This window comes from Micromonospora chalcea, from assembly GCF_002926165.1.
Lineage (GTDB): Bacteria > Actinomycetota > Actinomycetes > Mycobacteriales > Micromonosporaceae > Micromonospora > Micromonospora chalcea.
Window position 1 is genome coordinate 21,931 of the sequence record NZ_MAGP01000127.1, and the last position, 22,725, is coordinate 44,655.

Below are 22,725 nucleotides of genomic sequence, written 5' to 3' on the forward strand. Positions count from 1 at the left end.
CTAGTCTCCCCTAGCAGGAAGTCCCGTCGACAGGGAGATTGCCGTGCACGTCCGGCTGTCCGCCTCATGGACCGATCCACGGGGGACGGTGTGGGCCGTCGGCGACACGGTCGACGTGGACGCCGTAACCCTCGCCGAACTGGAGGAAAAAGGAATGGTGGAGCAGCCCGCGGGTAGCGGATCGACCGAGACCACGACCACCACGACGACCCCGCCGAAGAAGACCGACCCCTCGAAGATCGGCCCGGGCCCGAGCGCGCCCCCGGCCGACAGCGACAAGGACTGACGGTCCGACCACGACGACGCGGGGGCCGGCGGGACGACCGCCGGCCCCCGCGTCGTCGTCGCTCAGCGGTCGTTCATGCCGGCCCGGCGGCGCAGCGCGGCCACGTCGGTGACCACGATGCGGCGCCCTTCGGTACGCAGCCAGCCCCGGCTGGCGAACGAGCCGATGGCCTGGTTGACGCTCTGCCGCGAGCCGCCGGCCATCTCGGCGAGCTGGCTCTGGTTCAGCTCGATGGTGATCATCGGGGCCTGGCTCTCGCCGGCCAGCCGGACCAGCGTCTTGGCCACTCGGCCGGGCAGGTCGAGGAAGACGTGGTCGGCGTTCTGCTCGGTGAGCCGGCGGATCAGCTGGCCGAGCGAGCGCATCACCGCGTCCAGGATGCGCGGGTTGGAGTGCACCAGCTCCATGAAGGCGGGCCGGGACAGCGCCAGCGCGGCGCAGTCCTCGATCGCCTCGGCCGAGGCGGACCGGGTGGAGGCGTCCAACAGGGACACCTCGCCGAGCACGTCCGGGGGTCGGATCACCGACAGCACCGCGCGCTCGCCGGTCGGCGCGGTACGGAACACCGCGACCGCGCCGCGGCGCAGGACGATCAGCGACTCGCCGGGGTCGTTCTCGACGAAGAGCAGCTGCCCCTTGCGGTAGGTGCGCGGTACGGCCGCGGCGATGACCCGCTGCCGCACCTCCGGCTCGAGCCCGGCGAACATCTCCACGCCCGTGAGCGCGTCACCCGGCTCCGGCAGGCGAGACTCCACGGCTCAACCCCTCCCCGGTCAGAAGTCACGACTCGCACACCGGGTGAAGCTGTCAGTCCCGGTACGAAGGCAGCTCAACCGGTTCGGCGCCCGACGGCGGTACACATCAGATCATGACGGTCCCGTCGCGTGCTGTACACCCCCGGAGACACTTCCGTGACCATGGCCCGGCCGTGTCCGGCACGCCGCCGACCTCGGCGGACGCCCCGGCGGGCGGTCCCCGGCGGTGATGGGCGAGGATGAGGGCGATGGTCTACCGCTATTTCTACGACTGCGAATTCATCGAGGACGGCCGGATCGTCGACCTGGTGTCGATCGGCGTCGTCGACGAGTACGGCCGCGAGTTCTACGCGGTCTCCACCGAGTTCGACGACTCCCGGGCGGTGCCCTGGGTGCGGCGCAACGTGCTGGACAAGCTCCCCTCGCCGGCCGACCGGGCCTGGCGCTCGCGCGCGCGCATCCGTGACGACCTGCACGACTTCCTGCTGGAGCCGGTGCGGGACCGGCCGGGCGAGCAGCTGGAGCTGTGGGCCTGGTACGCCGCGTACGACCACGTCGTGCTGGCCCAGCTCTGGGGCGCGATGCCGGCGCTGCCCCGGGAGATCCCCCGGTTCACCAAGGAGCTGCGCCAGCTCTGGGACGACCGGGGGCGTCCCCGGCTGCCGGACGCCGAGGCGGACCGGCACGACGCGCTCGTCGACGCCCGGCACAACCTGGCTCGGTGGCGGGCGATGACCGCGCGGGAGGTTTGACCCGTTCCGGCCCGGGCACCGCAGCGGCATCACGCCGATCTGAGACAGGAGTGCCCATGAGCAACGAGCCGACCACCGCAGCGGACGCCCGCCGCCGGGTCACCGAGCTGATCCGGGACGCCCGGATCTGCCTGCTCACCACCACCGGCGTGGACGGGCGGCTGGTCAGCCGGCCGATGGGGCTGCAGGAGGCGGAGTTCGACGGGGACCTGTGGTTCTTCGCGTACGCCGACTCCGCCAAGATCCGGCAGATCCGGGTCAACCCCCAGGTCAACGTCGGTTTCTCCGACCAGCGGCACCACGCCTGGGTGTCGGTGGCCGGCACCGCCACCGAGGAGTGGGACCCCGAGCGGGCGAAGGAGCTGTGGAACCCGCTGCTCAAGGTGTGGTTCCCGGACGGTCTGGACACGCCGGGGATCACGTTGATCAAGGTGCACGCCGGCTCGGCGGAGTACTGGGACTCGCCCGGCAGCACAGTGGTGAACCTGCTCGGGTTCGCCAGGGCGGCGGTGACCGGCAAGCCGCCGAAGGCGGGGGAGAACCACGAGGTCAGCTACTGACGGGTAGGGCCGTCCGTCGTCCGGAACGGCCCGGGGTGCGGTGTCGGCGTACACCTGTGGCGACTACAGTGCGCACTGACGGCCCGCCCCGGGCCGGCAACGGCGCCGATGGTCTGATCTGACACATATCCTGGGGCTTATCCGGGCTTCACCTGATGCTCCAGGAGGATGAGCAGATCATGCGTATCGGCGTGCTCACCGGCGGCGGCGACTGCCCAGGTCTCAACGCGGTGATTCGGGCGGTGGTCCGCAAGGGCGTCGCCACCTACGGTCACGAGTTCGTGGGCTTCCGGGACGGCTGGAAGGGCCCGCTCGAGGGCCTGACCAAGCCGCTGGGCATCCCCGAGGTGCGCGGCATCCTGCCCCGCGGCGGCACCATCCTCGGCTCGTCCCGCACCAACCCGTTCAAGATCGAGAACGGCGTGGAGCGGATCAAGGAGAACCTGGCCGCCCAGGGCGTGGACGCGCTGATCGCGATCGGCGGCGAGGACACGCTCGGCGTCGCCACCAAGCTGCACGAGCTGGGCGTCCACGTCATCGGCGTGCCGAAGACGATCGACAACGACCTGGGCGCCACCGACTACACGTTCGGCTTCGACACCGCGGTGAACATCGCGATGGAGGCGATCGACCGGCTGCACACCACCGCGGAGAGCCACCACCGCACGCTCGTGGTCGAGGTCATGGGCCGGCACGCCGGCTGGATCGCGCTGCACGCCGGCCTCGCCGGTGGCGCCAACGTGATCCTGCTGCCGGAGCGGCAGTTCGACGTCGAGCAGGTCGCCGGCTACGTCGAGAAGCGCTTCCAGCACCAGTACGCCCCGATCGTCGTGGTCGCCGAGGGCGCCCAGCCGCTGGACGGCCAGATGGTGCTGCACAACCAGGAGCTGGACGCGTTCGGCCACGTCCGCCTGGGCGGCATCGGCCAGTGGCTCGCCGAGCAGCTGGAGGCCAAGACCGGCAAGGAGGCCCGCACCGTGGTGCTCGGCCACATCCAGCGCGGCGGCACGCCGACCGCGTTCGACCGGGTGCTCGCCACCCGGCTCGGCCTCCACGCGATCGACGCCGCGAACGAGGGCGACTGGGGCAAGATGGTCGCGATGCAGAGCACTGACATCGTCCGGGTCCCGCTGGCCGACGCCACCCGCGAGCTGAAGACCGTGCCGCTGGAGCGGTACGCCGAGGCCGAGGTCTTCTTCGGCAGCTGATCGACGGCGCACGGCGTGGCGGGCCGGTGATCCGGCCCGCCACGCCACGCCCACGTGACCCGGGAAGGGGTACGGCTGATGGCACGCGAGGTGCACACGGTCGCGGTGATCGGCGCCGGCAAGATCGGTGAGCTGATGCTGTCCGGGCTGCTGCGCTCCGGCTGGCCGGTGGAGCGGCTGCTCGCCACCGCGCGCCGCCCGGCCCGGGCGAAGGAGCTGGCCGACCGCTACGGCGTACGGGTGGTGGACAACCTCACCGCGGTGACCGAGGCCGAGGTGCTCGCGGTGTCGGTCAAGCCGCAGGACGCCGCCGCGCTGCTGGACGAGATCGGCCCGAAGGTGCCGGCGGACAAGCTGGTCATCTCGCTCTGCGCCGGCCTGCCGACGGCGTTCTTCAACCGCCGGCTGCCAGAGGGCACCCCTGTGGTCCGGGTGATGACCAACACCCCGGCGCTCGTCGACCAGGCGATGAGCGCCATCTCGGCGGGCGCGTACGCCACCGGCCAGCACCTGGCCCTGGCGGAGGAGATGTTCTCCCCGCTCGGCTCGACCGTGCGGGTGCCCGAGTCGCAGCAGGACGCGGTCACCGCGCTCTCCGGCTCCGGCCCGGCCTACTTCTATCTGCTGGTCGAGGCGATGATCGACGCGGGGATCCTGCTCGGCCTGCCGCGCCAGGTGGCGCACGAGCTGATCGTGCAGACCGCGATCGGTTCGGCGGTGATGCTGCGCGACTCCGGCGAGCACCCGGTGAAGCTGCGCGAGGCGGTCACCTCGCCGGCCGGCACCACCATCTCCGCGGTCCGCGAGCTGGAGAACCACGGCGTACGCGCGGCCATGCTGGCGGCGCTGGAGGCGGCCCGGGACCGGGCCCGGGAACTCGCCGCCCAGGCGGACTGACGCTCAGCCGCGACGCGACGCCGGCCGCGGATGCCGCCGGAGCAGCAGGATCAGCACGGCCAGGGCGAGCGTCCCCCACAGTGGCACCCAGCGGGGCCGGTGCTGGGCGAGCGTGCCGACCGCGCCACCGACGCTGTAACTGACCAGGGCGAGCAGCCCGAGCAGGGTGCCCCGCCGGGCCCGGGCCCGGCCGGCGGCGGGGCCGAGCAGCCAGCGGGCGGCCCGCTCACCGGTCTTGGTCGTGGTGCCCGACTGGTAGGTGATCGGCGTGGCGATCCCCGTGGTACGGCTCGCCAGCGTGGTCAGGCTGCCCATGGCGGCCGCGCCGGCGGCGGCGAGCAGAACCCGGGACGCCGTGCCGTCCCGGCCGTACGCGAGCGCCAGGTTGAGCGCCGCCCAGACGATCATGGCGGCCTCGGTGACCGCGATGTCCACCAGCGGCGCCGACGTCGGCCCGGTGCGGCCGCGGAGCAGGCTGACCAGCCCGGCGGCGGTGGCGAACGCGACGATCGACGCCGCGGAGACCGGCCACGTGGAGTGCCCGCCGGCGGGCCCCATGCCGAGGAAGATGGCGTTTCCGGACTGGTTGGCGACGAACGCGCCGTATCGCAGGAACGCGAAGGAGTCCAGCGCGCCGGCGGTGACGACGGCGAGCACCAGCGCCGCGAGCGGGCGCCGGAACTCGCGGTAGGAGTCCGCGGGGTCGTACGGCGCCGACCGGTTCACCCGTCCCCCGTCCGTGTGCAGGAGCAGCCCCGGCAGTTTCGTCGGGCCGCCGCGGCGAACCTACTATATGTCGCATATGTAGGGTTTAGGGCGCTTCGCAACGCGGCGACCGGACGCGCGGCCGGCCGCTGGGGCGCCGGGTACCTGATCACGCAGTTCTTCCTGAGCCTGCTCGACGCGCTCGGTCGCTCGGGCGTGTTCGCGCTGTTCGCCGCCGACTACGACCGGCGGCGGCGGGCGCACGCCGGTTCCTGAAATCTCCCTGAACGGCTGCGCCTGCACCAAACCGCTCTTACCGTGACGTAATAGCTGAAACCGTACAAAGCGTGCGGACGAAGGGATCGCGAAGTGCATCTCACGCCGAAGGAATTCGACAAGCTGACGATCCACTCGTTGGCGATGGTCGCCAACGCCCGCAAGGCGCGCGGGGTCAAGCTCAACCACCCCGAGGCCGTGGCGGTGATCTGCGCCGCGGCGCTCGAGGGCGCGCGCGAGGGCAAGACCGTCGAGGAGGTCATGAACGACGCCAGCCACGTGCTCACGGCCGACGACGTGATCCCCGGCGTGGCGGACATGATCCCGATGCTCCAGGTCGAAGCGGTGTTCACCGACGGGTCACGGCTGATCACCGTCCACTCACCCATCCAGTAGAGCAGCGACCGGAGGCCACGGTCTCCGGCAGAGCGGGGGCGACATGGCGAAGCAACACCCGGGACCGAACTCCAAGCACCTTCGGCCCATCGGCGGCTACAAGCTCAGCGACCAACCTCTGGAACTCAACGCCGGGCGGCCGGTGACCGAGGTGGTCGTGCACAACACCGGTGACCGGCCCATCCAGGTCGGCTCCCACTTCCACTTCTTCGAGGCCAACCGGTTCCTGGAGTTCGACCGCCCGGCGGCGTTCGGGAAACGGCTGAACATCCCGGCCACGACCTCGATCCGGTTCGAGCCCGGCGACCGCAAGACAGTGCAACTGATCCCGTACGGCGGTTCCCAGCGGGTGTACGGCTTCAACGGACTGGTCCAGGGCTGGACCGGCGACGGGCCGATCCCCGGGTACCGGCCGGACCGGGCCGAGGCGCTCCACCAGGCCCAGACGCGCGGCTTCAAGACCACGTCGCAGGACCAGGACCAGGGCAAGGGTCAGGACCAAGGCAAGGGCAAGGGCAAGTAGCCCGCCACTCTCAGACGCGCCAGAGCTGGAGCGATAACGCATGAGTCAGATCTCACGGCAGGAATACGCCGGAATGTACGGCCCGACCACGGGCGACCAGATCCGGCTGGGTGACACCGACCTCTACATCGAGATCGAGAAGGACCTGCGGGTCCTCGGTGACGAGGTGATGTACGGCGGTGGCAAGACCCTGCGCGACGGCATGGGCAGTGCCAGCCAGGCCACCAGCGCCGAGGGCGTGGTGGATCTGGTGATCACCAACGTGACAATCGTCGACGCGCTGCTCGGCGTGGTCAAGGCGGACGTGGGGATCAAGGACGGCAGGATCGCCGGGATCGGCAAGGCCGGCAACCCCAACATCATGGACGGGGTGACCCCGGGCCTGGTGACCGGGCCGGGCACCGACGCGATCTCCGGTGAGCACCTGATCCTGACCGCCGGCGGCATCGACGCGCACGTCCACCTGGTCACTCCGCAGCAGGTGTACGCCGCGCTCAGCAACGGCGTCACCACCCTCTGGGGCGGCGGCACCGGGCCCAGCGACAGCACCAACGGCGTCACCATCACGCCCGGCCCGTGGAACATCCACAACATGATGCGGGCCTTCGAGAACCTGCCGATCAACATCGGCCTGCTGGGCAAGGGCAACAGCAGCGGCCGGGCGCCACTGGTCGAGCAGATCATGGCCGGGGTGCCCAGCTTCAAGATCCACGAGGACTGGGGCGCGCCGCCCGCGGTGATCCGGTCCTGCCTGGCCGTCGCCGACGAGTACGACGTCCAGATCAGCATCCACACCGACACGCTCAACGAGAGCGGCTACATCGAGGACAGCATCGCCGCCTTCGAGGGCCGGACCATCCACACGTTCCACACCGAGGGCGCGGGCGGCGGGCACGCGCCGGACATCATCAAGGTCGCCGGCCAGATGAACGTCCTGCCCGCGTCGACCACGCCCACAGTGCCGTACGGCATCAACAGCCAGTCCGAGCTGTACGACATGATCATGGTCTGCCACAACTTCAACCCGAAGGTGCCCTCGGACGTCGCCTTCGTGGAGAGCCGGATCCGCACCGAGACCATCGCCGCCGAGGACGTGCTCCTCGACGAGGGCGTCATCTCGATGATGCAGAGCGACTCGCAGGCCATGGGCCGGGTGGGGGAGACCTGGCTGCGCACCGTCCAGCTCGCCGGGCAGATGAAGAACGCCCGCGGCAAGCTGGCCGAGGACTCCGACGCCAACGACAACTTCCGCGTCCTGCGCTACGTCGCCAAGATGACCATCAACCCGGCGATCACCCAGGGCGTCTCGCACGTCATCGGCTCGGTCAGCCCGGGCAAGCTCGCCGACCTGGTGCTCTGGGAGCCCGCGTTCTTCGGCACGAAGCCGAAGATGGTGCTCAAGGGCGGCATGATCGCCTGGTCGATCATGGGCGACCCGAACGCCTCGCTGCCCACCCCGCAGCCGGTCTACTACCGGCCCATGTTCGGCGCCACCGGCTCCCAGCTCGCCAAGAACTGCGTGACGTTCGTGTCCCGGGCCGCGCACGAGTCCGGTGTGGCCGAACAGCTCGGCCTGCAACGGCAGGTCATGCCGGTCTACGGCTGCCGCAACCTGACCAAGCGCGACATGGTGCGCAACGACCGTACGCCGAAGCTCGAGGTCGACCCGGAGACCTTCGCCGTGAAGATGGACGGCGTGCACGCGACCGTGCCGGCGGCCAAGAACCTCCCCCTCAGCCAGCTCTACTTCTTCAGCTGACCCGGCGCGACGCCCGCCCCCGGCCGGGCCGGCGGCGGGGTCGCGTGAAAGGAGAACACATGCTCGTCGAAACGGTACTCGGCAACGTGAACGAGCCGGCCTGGACCGAGCGGCTCCGGGAGGCCAAGGTCGACGACCTGGTCCTCGACCAGTGGGACGCCCAGAAGAGCCGGCTGCGCCGGACCACGAGCCTCGGCACCGAGCTGGCGCTGTCCCTGTCCCGCGGCGTACGGCTGCGCGACGGCGACGTGCTGGCCTGGGACGACGCCACGGCGACCGCTGTGGTGGCCCGGATCGCGCTCGGCGAGGTGATGGTCGTGCACCTCGACACGCTGCACGGCGAGTCGCTGGACATGGTGATCCGTTCCGCCGTCGAACTCGGCCACGCGATCGGCAACCAGCACTGGCCGGCGGTGGTGAAGGGCACCAAGATGTACGTCCCGCTGACTGTGGACCGCAAGGTCATGGACTCGGTGATGCGGACACACGCGTTCACCGGCCTCACCCACGAGTTCATCCCCGGCACCGAGATCATCGCGTACCTGGCCCCGCACGAGTCGCGGCGGCTGTTCGGCGGGGCCGACTCGACCCCGCACACGCACCTGCCAGCCGACCTGAACTGAGGGCCGGGGTGTCCACGGTGCCCGAGGCCCTGAAGCTGCTCCAGTTCGGCGACTCGGTCTTCCCGGTCGGCGCGTTCTCCTTCTCCAACGGGCTGGAGACGGCGGTCGAGCACGGCGCGGTGCACGACCGGACCACGTTGCAGGAGTTCGTGCGGACGGTCACCCGTGCCGCCGCCACCGGTGACGGGGTGGCGCTGCTCGTGGCGCACCGCGCCGCGCGTGCCGGTGACCTCGACCGGATCCGGGCGGCCGACGAGGCCGTACACCTGCGCAAGATCAACGAGGAGACGCGGACGATGACCGTCCGCATGGGGCGCAAGCTGGCCGAGGCCGCCGAACGGGTGGTGGGGGAGTCCCTGCTGCGCAAGCGCGTCGCGGAGAGCGGCGGCGGCGTCCCGGTCACCTACCCGGTCGCGCTCGGCGTGCTCTTCGCCGAACTCGGCGTGGGCGAGGCGGACGCGTTCGCCGCCCACCAGTACGGCGCGGCCTCCATGGTGCTCGGCGCGGCGGTCCGGCTGATGCGGGTGGACCACCTCGACACCCAGTCGATCCTCTTCGCGGTGAACGAGCGGGTCGGCGAGGACTACGAGGAGGTGCGCACCGCCGGGCTGGACGACATGCAGAGCTTCGCGCCGCACCTCGACGTGCTGGCCGGCGCGCACCAGCACGCACACGTACGCATGTTCATGAGCTGAGCGCTCACCCACCTGAAGGGCTTCATCAGATGAAATCAGCGAGTCGGATCGGTGTCGGCGGCCCGGTGGGCAGCGGCAAGACGGCCATCATCGAGGCCGTCGTGCCCCGCCTGGTCGAGCAGGGCCTGCGCATCCTGGTCATCACCAACGACGTGGTCACCACCGAGGACGCCAAGCACGTCCGCCGCGCCCTGACCGGCGTGCTGGTGGAGGAGCGCATCGTCGGCGTGGAGACCGGCGCCTGCCCGCACACCGCCGTCCGCGAGGACCCCAGCATGAACCTCGCGGCGGTGGAGGACATGGAGGCGCGGTTCCCGGACAGCGACGTCGTGCTCATCGAGAGCGGCGGGGACAACCTCACGCTCACGTTCAGCCCCGCGCTCGTCGACTACTTCATCTACGTGATCGACGTGGCGGCCGGCGACAAGATCCCGCGCAAGAACGGTCCGGGCATCTCCAAGTCCGACATCCTCGTGATCAACAAGACCGACCTGGCCCCGTACGTCGACGCCGACCTGGACGTGATGGCCCGCGACGCCGAGCTGATGCGCGGCGGCAAGCCGTTCGTGTTCACCAACTGCAAGACCGGCGAGGGCATCGACGACCTGGTGGACCTGGTCCGCCGCAACGCGCTGTTCGACGCCGAAGTGCTGGCATGACCACCCTGGACTCCGTCCGGGAACTCGCGCCGTACCAGGACCAGCCGGCGCAGCTGCCGGCCGCCGCGAACGGCAAGGTGGGCATCCTCCGGCTGGGGTTCGAGTGGCACGAGGACCAGGACCGGACCATCCTGCGCGACGTCTTCCGGCAGTCGCCGCTGCTGGTGCAGCGCGCGCTGTACTGGGACGAGGAGATGCCGGGCCTGCCCTGCGTCATGATCCTCACCACCTCGGGCGGCGTGCTCCAGGGCGACCGGCTGAGCATCGACGTCGACCTGGGGCCGGGCGCGCAGGCGCACCTGGTCACCCAGGCCGCCACCAAGATCCAGGAGATGGACGCCAACTACGGCACCCAGACCCAGAGCTTCACCCTGGCCGAGGATGCCTACCTGGAGTTCCTGCCCGAGCCGGTGATCCCGTTCCGGCGCAGCCGGTTCGTCTCCGACACCGTGGTCCGGCTCCCGGAGACCGCGACAATGCTGTACGCCGAGGTGCTCCAGCCCGGCCGCAAGTACTACCGCGACGGCGAGATCTTCGCGTACGACCTGTTCTCCACCACGCTGCGGGCGCACCGGCCCGACGGACGCCCGTTGTTCGTGGAGAAGTTCGTCATCGCTCCCGGCCGGTTCCCGGTGACGCGGATCGGCATGATGGACCGCTTCCACGTCTTCGGCAACGTCGTGCTGCTCACCGACCCGGACCGGGCGGCCCGGGTCTTCGAGCGGACCGCGACGCCGGTGTGGGACGAGCGGACGCCGCTGGCCACCGCCGTCAGCCGGCTGCCGAACGACGCCGGCCTGGTGTTCAAGGTGCTCGGGCAGGAGACCGAACCGGTCCGCGCCGCGGTACGCGCGTTCTGCACTGCCGCCCGCGAAGAGGTGACCGGCTGCACCTTCCCGCCGGTCTTCAGCTGGCGTTGAGGCGAGGAGAACAGCGGCATGGCCGACATCGGACGTGGCTGGCACCGGCTGGCCGACCGGAACCCGGCGGTCGGATTCGTCGACGCGAGCCTGCGCGGCGCCGCGCAGGTGGTGCTCCAGAACAATCCGCTCAGCGGCCTGCTCATCCTGATCGCGCTGGCCTGGGGCGCGTTCGAGAACGGAATGCCCCGGGTGTTCGGCGGCGGCGTGCTCGGCCTGGTCGTGGGCACCGCGACCGCGCTGGCGCTGCGGGTCGACATGTCCAGCTGGCGCAAGGGCCTGTTCGGCTTCAGCCCGCTGCTGACCGGCCTCGCGGTGCCCACGTTCCTCGACCAGCGCCCGCTGATGTGGCTCTACCTCGTGCTCGGCGCGATCGGCACGGTGGTGGTCACGCTCGCCCTCAACGCCGTGTTCAAACGCTGGAACCTGACCGCCTACACGTTCCCGTTCGTGCTCACGACCTGGTTCCTGCTGATGGCGGCGTACCAGTTCGACAGGTTCACGGTGCTCACCAAGCTGACGCCGAAGTTCCCCGGTGAGGGATCCCTGACCGGCGGCACGTTCGACTGGGGCCTCATCCCGGTCTTCTTCAAGGGCGTGTCCCAGGTCTACCTGATCGAGAGCTGGGTCACCGGCCTGCTCATCCTCGTCGCCCTGCTGATCAACTCCCGGTGGTCGGCGCTGTTCGCGGTGATCGGCGCCGTCGGCGCGACACTGCTGGCGCTCTGGTTCGGCGCCGACGGCGCGTCCCTGGACAAGGGGCTGTTCGCCTTCAACGCGGTGCTGACCGCGATCGTGGTGGGCGCTGTGGCGCACCGCCCCGGCGCACTGGTCACCGTCTACACGCTGTTCGGTATCGCGCTGACGCTGTTCGTGCAGATGGCGCTGACCACCATGCTCACCCCGCTCGGCATCCCGGTGCTCACCGGGCCGTTCAACATCGCCACCTGGCTGTTGCTGCTGCCGGACCGGCACTTCGCGCCGGTGCCCAACCACGAACGGGTCAAGGACACCTTCCTGCACACCGTCCGCGACTCCGTCCACCTGCGAGAGAAGGAGGGAAACCGTGTCCGCTCCGAACGCGGGTGACACCGCCTGGGTGCTCGTCTGCGCCGGCCTGGTCCTGTTCATGACACCGGGGCTCGCCGCGTTCTACGGCGGCATGGTCCGCACCCGCAACGTCCTGGCGATGCTGCAACAGAACATGATCGCGCTGGGCGTGGTCAGCCTGACCTGGGTGCTCGTCGGCTACACCATCGCCTTCGGCGACGACGCCGGCAGCGGACTGTTCGGCAACCTGGAACTGTTCGGGCTCGCCGACCTCAAGGTGCCGCCCGCGCCCAACCTGCACGTGGTCGACGGCCGGATCACCATCCCGACGCTGGCGTTCGTACTGTTCCAGATGATGTTCGCGGTGATCACGCCGGCGCTCGTCACCGGCGCCACCGCGGGCCGGCTGCGTTTCGGCGGCTGGGTGCTGTTCCTCGCGGTCTGGTCGGTGGTGGTCTACGCGCCGATCGCGCACTGGCTCTGGCATCCCGGCGGATGGCTGGCGAAGTTCGGCACCCAGGACTGGGCCGGCGGGCTCGTCGTGCACGCCAGCGCCGGCGCCGCCGTCCTCGCCGTCCTGCTCGTCGTCGGCCGGCGCCGGGACTGGCCGCACACCGCCGCGCCACCCAACTCGATCCCGCTGACCATCGTCGGCGCGGGCATCCTCTGGTTCGGCTGGTTCGGCTTCAACGGCGGCGACGGCCTGCAGGCCAACGGCCTGGCCGCCCAGGCCGTCCTCAACACGCACCTGGCCGCCGCCGCGGCCATGCTCGTCTGGCTGGCGCTGGAGCGCGTCACCGACGGACACAGCACCGTCGTGGGCGCGGTCTCCGGCGCGGTCGCGGGCCTGGCCACTGTCACCCCGACCGCCGGGTACGTCAACGCGGCCTCGGCCGTCGCGATCGGCGCGCTGGCCGGCCTGGTCTGCCACTTCGCGCTGAAACTGAAGTACCTGCTGCGCCTCGACGACGCGCTCGACGTGCTCGCCGTGCACTTCGTCGGCGGCATGCTCGGCACGCTCCTGCTCGGCCTGTTCGGCAACCGCGGCGTCAACCCGCTCGGCGCGGACGGGCTGTTCCTCGGCGGCGGGGGCGGCCTGCTGTGGCGCCAGCTCGTCGGTGTGGTGAGCGTCGTCGCGTTCTCCTTCGTCCTGACCTGGCTGATCGCCGCCGGGGTGCAGGCACTCATCGGCCTGCGCGTGCCGCTCGCCGACCAGGAACGCCTGGACCAGGCGCAACAGGGCGCCGACGCCTACCACCTGGGCGGGGTCACCAGCCTGACCGCGCCGGGCGCGCCCCGCCGCCGTGCCGCGGCGGCGCCGGCCGGCGAACCAGCAGTGCCACCAGGCCAGCGGGTACGGGTGGTCACCGCGCTGCTGGAACCGGACCCGGCGGCGAACAGCGCCGACCTGCGCGACGCGCTGCTGCGCGCGGGCGCGATCTCGGTGATCGTCAGCGACGCCGCCGTGGCGACGACGACACCGCAGGCGAGCCTGCTGCCGCGTGGTTACTGGCAGGACCAGCCCCTCGCCGCCCGGCTGCGGGTCACGGTGCTGGTGGGTGCGGCCGGGGTGGCGGCGGTGCTGGATGAACTGGACCGGATGGGGGCCAGGCGGAGCGACACGTTCGTGCAGGAGGCGGAACGCGTCCAGTCCTGACGGTCCGTCGACCGATGCCGGCGGACAGCTCACCGGAGAAAGTCACGACAGGCCCTCGTGACCTGTGTGGGATCGTTCTGGTGCCACTCAATCAACAGCGGCTGATGCCCTGAGGGCCGGAATGGAGCCGATCTTCTGGGAGCTGAGGCTTTCCCAGCCTCACCGGAAGTTGAGCCTTGTCCGGGTTGGACTTGATGACGCGAGCGCTGCGCCAAGCGTCATGCGCCGTAAGCCGTTCTGCGGCCCGCTTGGCTCCAACGAAGTCGGGGATGCGCCCGTACGCGCCAGGGGGTAGCGCCTGAGCAGCCTGTTCCAACCGTGACCAAATGGTCTCACGCACCTCGCATTTCGCCTCATCGATGTCCATGTGGCCCCCTCACGACGACGTCAGAGCGAGCGCCCAGGGCGACCTATGCCACAGTCGTCATCGGCTCACGCCGTCTCGTTCTCCCGCAGGTGCGGCAACATCTGACCGACCAGCCCAGGGGTGATCGCGAGGGTAGTCGTCGACTCGGCGCTGTACTCGGCCCCACTGATGTCGGCGACGACGGCTCCCGCCTCACGGGCGATGGCCACCCCGGCTGTCATGTCCCAGGTGTGGTTGGAGAGGGTGATGGCGGCGTCGATCTTCCCCTCCGCCAACCAGACGAGATCCACTGCGGCTGATCCACTCATTCGCACGCGCTGCACCGTCGCGGCAAGCCGCGCCATAAGTGCCAGCCGGATCCGATTCTTGTTCGCGGCATCCGCTCCGACGGCGAAATCGCCGATCCCTACGACGGCTTCGTCCAGGCTGGTGGTGTCGCTCACCTTGACCGGATCGCCGTTCGCGAATGCCCCACAACCTTCGGCGGCCCAGTATCGAGCACCGAGGAAGGGTAGGTCCACGACGCCGAGGGCTGGACGTGTTCCGTGGAGTAAGCCGAGGGAGATGCCGCACAAGGGGATACCGCGCACGAAATTGATCGTTCCGTCGACCGGATCAAGCGTCCACTGCAAATCCCCGGTGCCGCTGACTCCCTCCTCCTCCCCGAGGAAGGCGATGCCGGGTGTCGCATCGCGCAGGAACGATCGAAGGTCTCGCTCAATCGCGTAGTCGACATCCGAGACGAGATCGCGGTCGCCTTTACTGGTAGAGGTGACCGGTGCCTGGCGGCGCATGAAGGTGGCTGCCCGACCAACAGCATCGAGGGCGACCGGCAGCAGCTCACGGTACGAGGTCACCGTTGCCGGCTCCGCTCCCACTGAGAGTCGAAAATCTGCTCATACACCGGATACAACCCCGTCGTGGGTTCTCGGCGTCGCATCACGAAGGTCGGAGAGTCGACCCCTCGGCTCGTGGGCAGGTATGCCTGGGCAAGGCAGAGGTCGTCGATGAGGAGCACGTTGAACCGAAGCGTCTCGTCGTAGAGGGCGAGCTGCACGTTGCCGTACATGTCGCCCGACAGGCGGTCACGCACCCGCAACATCGTCTCGATGTTGAGCTTCGTCAGTGCCGCGAGCTGGCCGGCCGGGAAGCTCTCCTCACGTTCCCTGGCTTGGATCGCCGAGCCGTCAGGATCCAGGAACAGGCATCGGACCTGTGCGCCGCCTTCGATGAGCTGACGCCAGCGGTGATCGGGGTAGTGCTGGCACAGCAGGTTCAGGGAGAGCCCCATCGCTCGAACCTTTCGGGCGCCGTCCAGGATGCGATCCGCAGGCAGGTGCGCAGAGAGCTCCGCCCGATTGCGGAAAACCGCCGTGACGTCCGCTATTGAGGTGCCACCGTTCCCTTCCGCCTGGATATCGGCAGCACCTTGCCGCAGCTCGGCGGCATCGGCCAATCCCAAGCCTGACCGGAATCGCCGATGAACCTCGTTCCCCGCCCGCGCGAGCGCGGTGTCGAGAGCGGCCTGGATCTCCGGTCGGGGTTGCACCGCATCCCGGCCGGCCTCCCATTTCGAGACGGTGCGCTCGCTGACGCCGAGGTGCTCGGCGAAGTCGCGGATGCTCATCCGCAGCGCGTGCCGCAGCATCCGGGTCTCCCGGCCGGTCCACTTCTGCACGGTCGTCATCGGCTCGCCTCCGAGTGCGTCGAGACCGGCTGCCAGCAGCTTAGCGACTCGACTTCAGAGCTGGTACAGCGCAAGTGCAGAGCGTAGTCGTACCCGATGAGCCGCAAGCTGGCGAGGGTGGACGCATGGCCCGGGGCGGGTGCTGGGCTCCGGCGGGGCGTCACCCGAGCGCGTCCGCCGTCCCCGCCCGCCCCGGTGCCGCTCCGACTCTCGACGGAAGGGCTCTTCATGGCGGCGGTGCTGGACGACTTCCCGGTGTTCACCCCGGTCAGCGACGAGGACGTGGCGTTGGCCGTACGCGCGGTGGCGGTGCATGTGCCGGAGCGGTGGCCGGCGGGTCCACTGTGCCGCAGTGAGCGGGTCCCGCATCCGTGCCGGCTGGCCCGCTGGGGCCGCAGCACATTGCAGGCGGCCGGGCTCACCGAGGAGCGCGTGGACGAGTTGGTCGCCGCCGGCGACCCGGGCGCCTGGCCGTGGGCGTGACCGGGCTCGGGGCGTACCCGACGGAGAGCTGGCCCGGGTCGGCGGCGGTGCGTGAGGCGGTGGCCCGGTGGCTGCGGCTGGTGGCGGCGGACGCGGAGCTGGCGCCGTACCTCGTCGGGGTTGATCGGGCCCGGCTCGCCGGACACCTGGCGCTCACCCTCACGGTGGCGCTCGGCGGACCGGCGGGCGACATCGCCCGGCCGACGGCCGAGGCATGGCGCGGCCTGGGCCTGACCGAGGCGCAGCACCGCCGCGTGGTCGACTACCTGGCCGGGGTGCTCTGGGCGCTCGACGTGCCGGCAGGCTCGGTGACAGCGGCCCGGCGGGCCTTCTCGGACGAGGCCGGCTGGTGACCGCCGCCCTCGCTGCGTCGTGGTCCGTCACCATGCGGTACGCCCGCGAGGCGGCCGACCACTTCTGGTGCGCGGTCGAGGAGCGCTGCCCCGGGACGCTGCCGGAGCGGGAGGCGGCGGTGTTCCTCGCCGCATTCGGACGGCTGGTCAGCGGTGGCGACGACCCGGCCGGGCGGGCGGCGTTGTTGACCGTGCTCGGCCGGGCCTGTCGCCGCTACCGGCTGCTGCCGCACCAGCTCACCGTCGAGGCCGCGCTCGTCGCGACGGTGTCCCGGCAGGTGAGGTTGACACCGGAACTGGTGGCGGCCTGGGCAGGGGCCGCCCGGCGGGCCACGGCGGCGGTGAGCCGTGCGGTCGAGCAGGCCGACGACGGCCCGCCCTGGTGGCCGGCGCAGGTCGTCGACCACGACCGGGCCGCCGACGGCATCGCCGTGGTGACCGTGCGCCCCTGGCGCCGCCTGACGTTCCGGCCCGGCCAGGCGCTGCCGGTCTGCGCCGAGCGCCGGCCCGGCCGGTGGCGCTGGTATTCGCCGGCCAACGCTCCGCGCGCCGACGGCACCGTCGAACTCCACGTCCGTGCCGTCGCCGCCGTCTCCCGCACGCTCGTGCACCGGGTACGCCCCGGTGACCGGATCTGGCTCGGCCCGCCCCGGTCGACCGGCCTGACCCTCGATCCGGCGTCGAAGGCGGACCTGCTGCTCGTCGCCGGGGGGACCGGGCTGGCGCCGCTGCGCGCCCTGGTCGAGCAGGTCGCCGCCGCGCCGGCCGGTCGCCGGGTCACAGTGGTGGTCGGCGCCCGTACCCTCGCCGACCTCTACGACCCGATCAGCCTCGACAAGCTTCAGAGCAGCAACGACTGGCTGACCGTCGTGCCCGCGTTCTCGCACGATCCGGTGGCGGAGGCGGGAGAGCAGGGTGATGCGCTCACCGTCGCGCTCGACCACTGGCGACCCGGCCAGGAGGTCTACCTGTGCGGGCCACCGTTGATGGTGGCCGGGTCGCGGCTGCGCTTGCTCGCCGGTGGGGTGCCGGCCGAGCGGATCCACCTGCCGGACGGGTTCGGCGTCTGATGGGCGTCTATCACAGCCGCAACGCGCTGGCCGGCCCGCTCACCGCGGACCGGCTCAGCGCCGTCGAGCTGCCCCGCACGTCACTGGGGCGGCGCGGTTACCGGACCGACGACGTCGACGCGCTGTTGCACCGGCTCGTCTACGAACTGGGGGAGCGGACCCGGCTGCTCGACGACGCCCGGGACGAGAACGACCGCATCAAGCGGGCCCTGCGCGCCTGGCAGGCCGAGGTGCGGGAGGCTGCCGGTGTCGTCTGGTCTCCCGCGGCCATTCCAGGCGCACCGTCCCGTCCCGGCCCCGACGGTCGACGTGCGGGTGAGCGGTGACCCGGACGACACCGGTCGTGCCGCATACTGGCCCGGTGTTCACTCTCGCCCAGGCGCGACACCTGGTGGCCACGCTGCGGCCGCGCGTCGACGAGCTGATCCGGCTGCGGGCCGACCTGGCCGAGCTGCGTGTCGATCTGGCCGACCACGGCGTCAGCGCGCTCGGCGGGCTCGCCGAGGTGAAGGCCCTGGAGGCGCGGCTGCACGTGGTGGTGGACGAGTTCCACCAGCACGACATCGCGGTCAAGGGGATCGCCCCGGTGCTGCTCGACTTCCCCGGTGAGCGCGACGGCCGGGCGGTGCTGTGGTGCTGGCTGGAGGGGGACACCGACATCCGGTGGTACCACCGGGTCGAGTGCGGATTCGCCGGCCGCCGTCCGGTCTGAGCCGGCCTGTGGGTGACGCGCGCCGGGCGGTGCCGTCCGACGCCGACGAGCTGGTGCGGCTGCGCGGGCTGATGCTCGCCGGAATGAGCGGCGCCCGGCCGCCGCCGGGCCGCTGGCAGGACGTGGCCCGGGACAATCTGCGCGCCTGGCTGGCCGAGCCGGACCCGTGGCTGGCCGCAGCGCACTGCTGGCCTGGTTCCGGGACCGGGGTGTGCGCCGGGTCGACCTGCGGGCCTCGGCGGCCGGCCGGCCGCTCTACCGTGCCCTGGGTTTCCGGGAGACCGCCGACCCGGCGATGCGTCTGACGTTCCCGGCGGAACAATCCTTCATCCCGCTCCGCGAGACCGGCAACGATTTGTAGGCGTAAGTCGCTATGCGCACCGAACCGCAAATCGGTGATCTTCCATGCGCTGTGATCTTATTGATATCTATCTCTCACCACCACTTCACGCCCCCAGGAGTGCGACGTGCGGAGATCCCGTCTTGCCACCCTCGCCCTGACCCTGGCCGCCTCGGTCGGGGTCACTCTGTCTCTGGCCGCCCCCGCCCAGGCGGCCCCGTCCGACCGCTACGTCGCGCTCGGCGACTCGTACGCCTCCGGCGTCGGCGCCGACAGCTACACGTCCGAGAGCGGTAACTGCCTACGCAGCACGAACGCCTACCCGGCGCTCTACAACGCCAACATCAAGCCGGCGTCGTACCGATCGGTGGCCTGCTCCGGCGCCACCACGGCCGACGTCATCAACAGCCAGCTCTCCGCGCTCTCCTCGACCACCACGCTGGTCAGCGTCACCGTGGGCGGCAACGACGTGGGCTTCGCCAACATCATGAGCACCTGTGTGCTCCAGGGGGAGACCCAGTGCGTGGCGGCAGTGCAGTCCGCCATGAACGTGGCCCGCACCTCGATGCCGGGCCGCCTCGCCAACGTCTACAACGGCATCAAGAGCCGCTCGCCCTCGGCCCGCGTCGTGGTGGTCGGCTACCCGGTCTTCTACCAGCTCGGCACGACCTGTGTCGGGCTCAGCGCCACGTCCCGGGCGAAGATCAACGAGGGCATCAACCTGCTCGACGACATCACCCGTACGGCCGCCGTCTCGGCCGGCTTCAAATTCGCCGACGTCCGCTCCATCTTCGTCGGCCACCAGCTGTGCAGCGGCGGGACCAAGTGGCTGCACGCGCTCAACGTGCTGAGCCTGAGCAAGTCGTACCACCCGACGGCGGCCGGGCAGTCCGGCGGCTACTACCCGGTCTTCCGGTCCGCCGCCGGCTGACCCGGTCCGCGGCAGCGGCACGCCTCCCCGCGGGGGCGTGCCGCTTCGCCGTGCCCGGCGGCGGTGTGCCCGTCAGGCCGGCAGGACCTTCTCGATCGCCGCGCGCAGCTCGGGGTCCTCGGGGGTGACCTGCGGGCCGAACCGGGCGGCCACTGTCCCGTCCGGGGCGACGAGGAACTTCTCGAAGTTCCAGCGCACGTCGCCGGTGTGCCCCTCGGCGTCCGGCGTGGACACCAGTTCGGCGTAGAGCGGGTGCCGGTCCGGACCGTTGACGTCGACCTTCTCCGTCAGCGGGAACGTCACGCCGTAGTTGACCTGGCAGAACTCCTCGATCTCGGCGGCGCTGCCCGGCTCCTGGCCGGCGAACTGGTTGCACGGCACCCCGAGCACCGTGAGCCCGCGCCCGGCGTACGTGTCGGCGAGTTCCTGAAGGCCCGCGTACTGCGGGGTGAGGCCGCAGCGGGAGGCCACGTTGACCACGAGCAGGGCGCGGCCGCGGTAGCGGCCGAGGTCGGCCGGTCCGCCGGTGAGGGCGTCGATCTGGACGTCGAAAACGGTCATGTGACGAGGCTACGGGCCGTCACGCGGACCGTCCCGCGCCACCCGTGAAATCGACGCATCTACATCTTGACGAAGTGGTGACGGCGTGAGTAGCGTCTCAGCAATCAATTTGGAAACTTTCCTAACTATTGGAGGGACGCCGTATGAAGAGATCGCTCCGCCGGGCCCTGTGGGCCACCGGCGCCGTGGTCGCGCTCGCGGTCGCCGCGGTGCCCATGACCACCGCGTCGGCCGCCGGCAGCGTCACCGCCACCTTCGCCAAGGTGCAGGACTGGGGGACCGGCCACGAAGGGCGGGTGACCGTCACCAACGGCACCAGCTCCACCGTCAACGGCTGGCGCATCGAGTTCACGCTGCCCTCCGGCACCTCGATCAGCAGCTCCTGGGACGCCGACATCACCCGCAGCGGTGACCGCTACGTGGCGGTCAACAAGAGCTGGGCCGCCACGCTCGCCCCCGGCGCCAGCTTCAGCTGGGGCTACAACGGCACCGGCGGCTACAAGGCGCCGGTGAGCTGCACGATCAACGGCGGCACCTGCACCGGCGGCGGCACGCCGACGACCACCGCGCCGACCACGGCGCCGCCGACCACCGCGCCGCCCACCACGGCGCCGCCGACGACCGCCCCGCCGACCACGCAGCCGCCCACCACGCCGCCGCCCGGCGGCAAGAAGGTCGTCGGCTACTTCGCCGAGTGGGGCGTCTACGCCCGCAACTACCACGTCAAGAACATCCACACCAGCGGCTCGGCCGCGAAGCTCACCCACATCCTGTACGCCTTCGGCAACACCACCGGCGGCCGGTGCAGCATCGGGGACAGCTACGCCGACTACGAGAAGGCGTACACCGCCGCGGACAGCGTCGACGGCGTGGCCGACACCTGGGACCAGCCGCTGCGCGGCAGCTTCAACCAGCTGCGCAAGCTGAAGAAGATGTACCCGAACCTGAAGGTCCTCTGGTCCTTCGGTGGCTGGACCTGGTCCGGCGGCTTCACCCAGGCCGCGCAGAACCCGGCCGCGTTCGCCGACTCCTGCTACTCCCTGGTCAAGGACCCGCGCTGGGCGGACGTCTTCGACGGCATCGACGTCGACTGGGAGTACCCGAACGCCTGCGGCCTCCAGTGCGACAGCAGCGGCCCGAACGCCTTCAAGAACGTGGTCTCGGCGCTGCGGAGCAAGTTCGGCTCCAGCTTCCTGGTCACCGCGGCGATCACCGCCGACGGCAGCAACGGCGGCAAGATCGACGCGACCGACTACGCGGGCGCCGCGACGAACCTCAACTGGCTGATGCCGATGACGTACGACTACTTCGGCGCCTTCAACGCCCAGGGGCCGACCGCGCCGCACTCGCCGCTCTACTCGTACTCGGGCATCCCGCAGCAGGGCTTCTGGTCCGACGCGGCGATCCAGAAGCTGAAGTCCAAGGGCGTACCGTCCAGCAAGCTGCTGCTCGGCGTCGGCTTCTACGGACGCGGCTGGACCGGCGTGACCCAGGCCGCGCCCGGCGGCAGTGCCACCGGCGCGGCCCCCGGCACCTACGAGGCCGGCATCGAGGACTACAAGGTGCTCAAGAACAGCTGCCCGGCCACCGGCACGGTCGGCGGCACCGCGTACGCCAAGTGCGGCAGCAACTGGTGGAGCTACGACACCCCGGCGACCATCGGCGGGAAGATGAGCTACGCCAACAGCCAGGGCCTCGGTGGCGCGTTCTTCTGGGAGCTCTCCGGTGACACCAGCAACGGTGAGCTGATCGGCGCCATCAAGGGCGGTCTCGGCTGAGCCGAGGGCCGACGCACCACCCACCCGGCGGGGAGGGGCCGTACCGGCCCCTCCCCGCCCGCGTGCCGTTCTGGCAGAGCGCGTCGATCCGGGTCAGGATGGGGAGTCACCCGGCCGCGCGGGCCGGGTGTGGCACACTCGCCGCTCGACGAGTCCACGCGACGGGAGGACCGATGGATCGCAGCCACCGCGGCCGGTTCGCCGCGCTCGCCCTCTCCTTCGCGCTCACGCCGGCGCTGGCCGCCTGCGGCTCCGGCCCGGACGGCGCCGCCACCGCGCCCAGCGGCCGGGCGCCCGCCGAGGAGGCGGCGGCCAAGAGCCGGGAGCGCGTGCAGGCGTACCTCGACGCGCTCACCGCCCGCGACGCCGACGCCGGCCGCAGCCAGCTCTGCGCGCCCATGCACGCCGCCTTCGACGCCGCCGCCACCGGCCCGAACGGCGACTTCGCCGACCACTTCACGGTGCCCGACCCGACGATCACCGACGTCCGCTCCGGCCCGAACGGGCAGGAGGTCAGCGCCTCCGTCACGGTGGCCGCCGGATCTCGCAAGGCCACCCGGTCCCTGCTGTTCACGGTGACCCGTAACGGGGCGGACTGGTGCATCTCCGGCGAGGTTCCCGGCGACCGCACGGCCGACCCGTCCGAGCCGCCGCCGGCGGCGCGGCCCTCGCCGGTCTCCTCCCAGTGACCGGAACCATGCCCCTCGGCGACGAGTGATCGC

At 70.9% G+C, this 22,725-nt stretch carries 29 protein-coding genes; 24 read left to right on the plus strand and 5 right to left on the minus strand.

The window, feature by feature from the left end; genetic code table 11:
* The first annotated feature begins 43 nt into the window (after positions 1-43).
* Entirely contained in the window at positions 44-286 is a 243-nt protein-coding gene (locus BAW75_RS20430) for a hypothetical protein (RefSeq protein ID WP_043329413.1), read from the plus strand.
* 62 nt (positions 287-348) lie between these two features.
* Here the strand turns inward: BAW75_RS20430 and BAW75_RS20435 are convergent, their stop codons facing one another.
* Positions 349-1,041 carry a Crp/Fnr family transcriptional regulator gene (locus BAW75_RS20435; RefSeq protein WP_013287664.1) on the minus strand — a complete coding sequence of 231 codons (693 nt, stop codon included), beginning with the start codon at positions 1,039-1,041 and terminating at the stop codon, positions 349-351.
* A gap of 248 nt (positions 1,042-1,289) precedes the next feature.
* On the opposite strand from BAW75_RS20435, the gene BAW75_RS20440 reads away from it, so the two are divergent.
* The 4 genes from BAW75_RS20440 to proC all read left to right on the plus strand — a co-directional run bounded on the left by BAW75_RS20440 (position 1,290) and on the right by proC (position 4,458).
* Positions 1,290-1,793 carry a polyadenylate-specific 3'-exoribonuclease AS gene (locus BAW75_RS20440; RefSeq protein ID WP_043329415.1) on the plus strand — a complete coding sequence of 168 codons (504 nt, stop codon included), beginning with the start codon at positions 1,290-1,292 and terminating at the stop codon, positions 1,791-1,793.
* A gap of 56 nt (positions 1,794-1,849) precedes the next feature.
* Positions 1,850-2,353 (plus strand): pyridoxamine 5'-phosphate oxidase family protein, encoded by a 504-nt coding sequence (locus tag BAW75_RS20445; RefSeq protein ID WP_069089004.1) that lies wholly within the window; start codon positions 1,850-1,852, stop codon positions 2,351-2,353.
* Between the two features lie 179 nt (positions 2,354-2,532).
* Complete coding sequence (locus tag BAW75_RS20450; RefSeq protein WP_043331080.1) at positions 2,533-3,561, plus strand: 6-phosphofructokinase; 1,029 nt, start codon at positions 2,533-2,535, stop codon at positions 3,559-3,561.
* A gap of 78 nt (positions 3,562-3,639) precedes the next feature.
* Complete coding sequence (gene proC / locus BAW75_RS20455; protein WP_104114571.1) at positions 3,640-4,458, plus strand: pyrroline-5-carboxylate reductase; 819 nt, start codon at positions 3,640-3,642, stop codon at positions 4,456-4,458.
* A 3-nt stretch (positions 4,459-4,461) separates the two neighbouring features.
* Here proC and BAW75_RS20460 read toward each other — a convergent pair whose 3' ends face one another.
* The gene (locus BAW75_RS20460) at positions 4,462-5,184 is read right to left on the minus strand and encodes a YoaK family protein (RefSeq protein ID WP_223201362.1); all 723 of its coding nucleotides are present in this window, start codon (positions 5,182-5,184) and stop codon (positions 4,462-4,464) included.
* A 15-nt stretch (positions 5,185-5,199) separates the two neighbouring features.
* Here BAW75_RS20460 and BAW75_RS20465 point away from each other — a divergent pair, with 15 nt between their 5' ends.
* From BAW75_RS20465 to BAW75_RS20510, 10 genes are all read left to right on the plus strand, one after another.
* The gene (locus tag BAW75_RS20465) at positions 5,200-5,439 is read left to right on the plus strand and encodes a hypothetical protein (RefSeq protein ID WP_104114572.1); all 240 of its coding nucleotides are present in this window, start codon (positions 5,200-5,202) and stop codon (positions 5,437-5,439) included.
* Between the two features lie 93 nt (positions 5,440-5,532).
* Positions 5,533-5,835 carry an urease subunit gamma gene (locus tag BAW75_RS20470; protein WP_013287657.1) on the plus strand — a complete coding sequence of 101 codons (303 nt, stop codon included), beginning with the start codon at positions 5,533-5,535 and terminating at the stop codon, positions 5,833-5,835.
* Between the two features lie 43 nt (positions 5,836-5,878).
* Positions 5,879-6,358, plus strand: a complete 480-nt coding sequence (locus tag BAW75_RS20475; RefSeq protein WP_043329420.1) for an urease subunit beta — start codon at positions 5,879-5,881, stop codon at positions 6,356-6,358.
* A 40-nt stretch (positions 6,359-6,398) separates the two neighbouring features.
* Positions 6,399-8,117: an urease subunit alpha gene (locus BAW75_RS20480; protein WP_043329421.1), complete on the plus strand. Its 1,719-nt coding sequence runs from the start codon at positions 6,399-6,401 to the stop codon at positions 8,115-8,117.
* Positions 8,118-8,176: 59 nt separating this feature from the next.
* Positions 8,177-8,740 (plus strand): urease accessory protein UreE, encoded by a 564-nt coding sequence (locus BAW75_RS20485; RefSeq protein ID WP_073831525.1) that lies wholly within the window; start codon positions 8,177-8,179, stop codon positions 8,738-8,740.
* Positions 8,741-8,757: 17 nt separating this feature from the next.
* Positions 8,758-9,435: an urease accessory protein UreF gene (locus BAW75_RS20490; RefSeq protein ID WP_233607755.1), complete on the plus strand. Its 678-nt coding sequence runs from the start codon at positions 8,758-8,760 to the stop codon at positions 9,433-9,435.
* A 29-nt stretch (positions 9,436-9,464) separates the two neighbouring features.
* On the plus strand, positions 9,465-10,094 hold the full coding sequence (gene ureG, locus BAW75_RS20495) for an urease accessory protein UreG (protein WP_013287653.1): 630 nt from the start codon (positions 9,465-9,467) through the stop codon (positions 10,092-10,094).
* Positions 10,091-11,014, plus strand: coding sequence for an urease accessory protein UreD (locus BAW75_RS20500; RefSeq protein ID WP_104114573.1), 924 nt, complete (start codon positions 10,091-10,093; stop codon positions 11,012-11,014). Before ureG ends, BAW75_RS20500 begins: the two co-directional genes overlap by 4 nt.
* An 18-nt stretch (positions 11,015-11,032) precedes the next feature.
* Positions 11,033-12,103 (plus strand): urea transporter, encoded by a 1,071-nt coding sequence (gene yut / locus BAW75_RS20505; RefSeq protein WP_104114574.1) that lies wholly within the window; start codon positions 11,033-11,035, stop codon positions 12,101-12,103.
* Positions 12,081-13,721 (plus strand): ammonium transporter, encoded by a 1,641-nt coding sequence (locus tag BAW75_RS20510; protein WP_104114575.1) that lies wholly within the window; start codon positions 12,081-12,083, stop codon positions 13,719-13,721. Before yut ends, BAW75_RS20510 begins: the two co-directional genes overlap by 23 nt.
* A gap of 432 nt (positions 13,722-14,153) precedes the next feature.
* Here the strand turns inward: BAW75_RS20510 and BAW75_RS20520 are convergent, their stop codons facing one another.
* Positions 14,154-14,945 (minus strand): inositol monophosphatase family protein, encoded by a 792-nt coding sequence (locus BAW75_RS20520; protein WP_069089009.1) that lies wholly within the window; start codon positions 14,943-14,945, stop codon positions 14,154-14,156.
* Positions 14,942-15,775, minus strand: a complete 834-nt coding sequence (locus tag BAW75_RS20525; RefSeq protein ID WP_104114576.1) for a DUF5919 domain-containing protein — start codon at positions 15,773-15,775, stop codon at positions 14,942-14,944. Before BAW75_RS20525 ends, BAW75_RS20520 begins: the two co-directional genes overlap by 4 nt.
* Before the next feature lie 228 nt (positions 15,776-16,003).
* On the opposite strand from BAW75_RS20525, the gene BAW75_RS20530 reads away from it, so the two are divergent.
* The 7 genes from BAW75_RS20530 to BAW75_RS20560 all read left to right on the plus strand — a co-directional run bounded on the left by BAW75_RS20530 (position 16,004) and on the right by BAW75_RS20560 (position 19,664).
* On the plus strand, positions 16,004-16,258 hold the full coding sequence (locus BAW75_RS20530; RefSeq protein WP_043331086.1) for a hypothetical protein: 255 nt from the start codon (positions 16,004-16,006) through the stop codon (positions 16,256-16,258).
* Entirely contained in the window at positions 16,249-16,611 is a 363-nt protein-coding gene (locus BAW75_RS20535) for a globin family protein (RefSeq protein WP_244206187.1), read from the plus strand. Before BAW75_RS20530 ends, BAW75_RS20535 begins: the two co-directional genes overlap by 10 nt.
* On the plus strand, positions 16,608-17,681 hold the full coding sequence (locus BAW75_RS20540; RefSeq protein WP_244206188.1) for an FAD-binding oxidoreductase: 1,074 nt from the start codon (positions 16,608-16,610) through the stop codon (positions 17,679-17,681). The genes BAW75_RS20535 and BAW75_RS20540 overlap by 4 nt, the downstream gene beginning before the upstream one ends.
* Positions 17,681-18,007, plus strand: coding sequence for a DivIVA domain-containing protein (locus BAW75_RS20545; RefSeq protein WP_104114577.1), 327 nt, complete (start codon positions 17,681-17,683; stop codon positions 18,005-18,007). The genes BAW75_RS20540 and BAW75_RS20545 overlap by 1 nt, the downstream gene beginning before the upstream one ends.
* Positions 18,008-18,042: 35 nt before the next feature.
* Positions 18,043-18,393, plus strand: a complete 351-nt coding sequence (locus BAW75_RS20550; protein ID WP_018785307.1) for a DUF2203 domain-containing protein — start codon at positions 18,043-18,045, stop codon at positions 18,391-18,393.
* Positions 18,394-18,559: 166 nt separating this feature from the next.
* Positions 18,560-18,754, plus strand: a complete 195-nt coding sequence (locus BAW75_RS32630; RefSeq protein WP_064445200.1) for a GNAT family N-acetyltransferase — start codon at positions 18,560-18,562, stop codon at positions 18,752-18,754.
* Between the two features lie 106 nt (positions 18,755-18,860).
* Positions 18,861-19,664 (plus strand): SGNH/GDSL hydrolase family protein, encoded by an 804-nt coding sequence (locus tag BAW75_RS20560; protein WP_043329427.1) that lies wholly within the window; start codon positions 18,861-18,863, stop codon positions 19,662-19,664.
* A 72-nt stretch (positions 19,665-19,736) separates the two neighbouring features.
* Here the strand turns inward: BAW75_RS20560 and BAW75_RS20565 are convergent, their stop codons facing one another.
* The gene (locus BAW75_RS20565) at positions 19,737-20,225 is read right to left on the minus strand and encodes a glutathione peroxidase (RefSeq protein ID WP_013287644.1); all 489 of its coding nucleotides are present in this window, start codon (positions 20,223-20,225) and stop codon (positions 19,737-19,739) included.
* Positions 20,226-20,368: 143 nt separating this feature from the next.
* Between BAW75_RS20565 and BAW75_RS20570 the strand changes: the two genes are divergently transcribed.
* Together BAW75_RS20570 and BAW75_RS20575 are read left to right on the plus strand one after the other, a co-directional pair.
* Complete coding sequence (locus BAW75_RS20570; RefSeq protein ID WP_069089011.1) at positions 20,369-22,003, plus strand: glycosyl hydrolase family 18 protein; 1,635 nt, start codon at positions 20,369-20,371, stop codon at positions 22,001-22,003.
* 173 nt (positions 22,004-22,176) lie between these two features.
* On the plus strand, positions 22,177-22,692 hold the full coding sequence (locus tag BAW75_RS20575) for a hypothetical protein (RefSeq protein WP_104114578.1): 516 nt from the start codon (positions 22,177-22,179) through the stop codon (positions 22,690-22,692).
* Positions 22,693-22,725: the final 33 nt, after the last annotated feature.

Bases quoted from the DNA above. Each gene is read 5' to 3' on its own strand.
- BAW75_RS20545 (WP_104114577.1), top strand. From the start codon at position 17,681: ATGGGCGTCTATCACAGCCGCAACGCGCTGGCCGGCCCGCTCACCGCG.
- ureG (WP_013287653.1), top strand. From the start codon at position 9,465: ATGAAATCAGCGAGTCGGATCGGTGTCGGCGGCCCGGTGGGCAGCGGC.
- proC (WP_104114571.1), top strand. From the start codon at position 3,640: ATGGCACGCGAGGTGCACACGGTCGCGGTGATCGGCGCCGGCAAGATC.
- BAW75_RS20500 (WP_104114573.1), top strand. From the start codon at position 10,091: ATGACCACCCTGGACTCCGTCCGGGAACTCGCGCCGTACCAGGACCAG.
- BAW75_RS20575 (WP_104114578.1), top strand. From the start codon at position 22,177: ATGGATCGCAGCCACCGCGGCCGGTTCGCCGCGCTCGCCCTCTCCTTC.
- BAW75_RS20440 (WP_043329415.1), top strand. From the start codon at position 1,290: ATGGTCTACCGCTATTTCTACGACTGCGAATTCATCGAGGACGGCCGG.
- BAW75_RS20565 (WP_013287644.1), bottom strand. From the start codon at position 20,225: ATGACCGTTTTCGACGTCCAGATCGACGCCCTCACCGGCGGACCGGCC.
- BAW75_RS20445 (WP_069089004.1), top strand. From the start codon at position 1,850: ATGAGCAACGAGCCGACCACCGCAGCGGACGCCCGCCGCCGGGTCACC.
- BAW75_RS20570 (WP_069089011.1), top strand. From the start codon at position 20,369: ATGAAGAGATCGCTCCGCCGGGCCCTGTGGGCCACCGGCGCCGTGGTC.
- BAW75_RS20525 (WP_104114576.1), bottom strand. From the start codon at position 15,775: ATGACGACCGTGCAGAAGTGGACCGGCCGGGAGACCCGGATGCTGCGG.
- BAW75_RS20530 (WP_043331086.1), top strand. From the start codon at position 16,004: ATGGCGGCGGTGCTGGACGACTTCCCGGTGTTCACCCCGGTCAGCGAC.
- BAW75_RS20485 (WP_073831525.1), top strand. From the start codon at position 8,177: ATGCTCGTCGAAACGGTACTCGGCAACGTGAACGAGCCGGCCTGGACC.
- BAW75_RS20450 (WP_043331080.1), top strand. From the start codon at position 2,533: ATGCGTATCGGCGTGCTCACCGGCGGCGGCGACTGCCCAGGTCTCAAC.
- BAW75_RS20480 (WP_043329421.1), top strand. From the start codon at position 6,399: ATGAGTCAGATCTCACGGCAGGAATACGCCGGAATGTACGGCCCGACC.
- yut (WP_104114574.1), top strand. From the start codon at position 11,033: ATGGCCGACATCGGACGTGGCTGGCACCGGCTGGCCGACCGGAACCCG.
- BAW75_RS20475 (WP_043329420.1), top strand. From the start codon at position 5,879: ATGGCGAAGCAACACCCGGGACCGAACTCCAAGCACCTTCGGCCCATC.